This window comes from Methyloceanibacter marginalis (assembly GCF_001723295.1).
GTDB lineage: Bacteria > Pseudomonadota > Alphaproteobacteria > Rhizobiales > Methyloligellaceae > Methyloceanibacter > Methyloceanibacter marginalis.
This window is the reverse complement of the sequence record NZ_LPWD01000019.1, coordinates 1-1,024: the sequence shown is the minus strand read 5'-3', so window position 1 is coordinate 1,024 and position 1,024 is coordinate 1. Positions and strand designations below refer to the sequence as shown.

Annotated in this window: 1 protein-coding gene and 2 pseudogenes; all 3 read right to left on the bottom strand. The window is 65.3% G+C overall.

All coding sequences use genetic code 11. The annotated features are described in order from the left end of the window. Positions 1-198 (bottom strand): annotated as a pseudogene (locus tag AUC71_RS00690) (bifunctional diaminohydroxyphosphoribosylaminopyrimidine deaminase/5-amino-6-(5-phosphoribosylamino)uracil reductase RibD); the annotation flags it as partial. A gap of 15 nt (positions 199-213) precedes the next feature. Then, on the bottom strand, positions 214-717 hold the full coding sequence (gene nrdR / locus AUC71_RS00685) for a transcriptional regulator NrdR (RefSeq protein ID WP_069622710.1): 504 nt from the start codon (positions 715-717) through the stop codon (positions 214-216). Between the two features lie 40 nt (positions 718-757). After that, positions 758-1,024 (bottom strand): annotated as a pseudogene (gene glyA / locus AUC71_RS00680) (serine hydroxymethyltransferase); the annotation flags it as partial.

Sequence of the window (1,024 nt, the reverse complement as noted above, 5' to 3'; positions counted from 1 at the left end):
CGGCCTTCGCGCCCGCGCGTCGAGCGCGATGGCCTCCGCATGGGGGCGGCCGCCTGGGGCGGTCCAGCCGCGGCCGGCGATCTCGCCCGAAGGCGTGACCACCACCGCGCCTACGGATGGATTTGGCCAGGCCAGGCCCAAGCCGCGCCGCGCGAGGCGAATGGCTTGCGCCATATGGTACTCGTCGCGCGTGTTCATGGAAAAGGTGCCAGCCTAATCTTCGGCAATGGCGGTTTCGTCGGCATCGACATCGGCGTCCTCGCCATCTGTCCCGGCTAGTTCGCCGAGCAGCGCCTCGAAATCCTTGGCCTCGCGGAAGTTCTTATACACCGAGGCGAAGCGCACATAGGCCACGTCGTCGAGGCCTTTCAGCGCTTCCATCACCAAATGTCCGATGGTCTCGGAGCGGATATCGCCTTCGCCCATGTTCTCGAGGCGGCGCACGATGCCGCTGACCATGCGCTCGACGCGCTCGGGATCGACCGGGCGTTTGCGCAACGCGATCTGCACCGAGCGCATGAGCTTGTCACGGTCGAACGGGATGCGGCGTCCGCTCCGTTTGATCACGGTCAGCTCGCGCAACTGCACCCGCTCGAACGTGGTGTAGCGGCCACCGCAATCCGCGCAAACGCGGCGGCGCCTGATCGTGGTGTGATCCTCGCTAGGGCGAGAGTCCTTCACCTGCGTGTTGGTGCTGCCGCAATAGGGGCACCGCATGGGCGACCGCCCTCCCCTTGTTCACCGTCACGCCCGAGGCTTACTCGTAAATCGGGAAGCGCTCGCAAAGTTCAATGGCGCGCTGCTTCACGTTCTTCTCGACGTCCGTGTTGCCCTCATCGCCGTTGGCCGCCAGGCGTCCAGAACTTCGAGGATCATGCTGCCGACCGTTTGGAACTCCGTCACGCCAAAGCCGCGGGTGGTCCCGGCCGGCGAACCAAGGCGAATACCCGACGTGATCATGGGCTTCTCCGGATCGAACGGCACGCCATTCTTGTTGCAGGTAATATGCGCGCGGCCGAGCGCG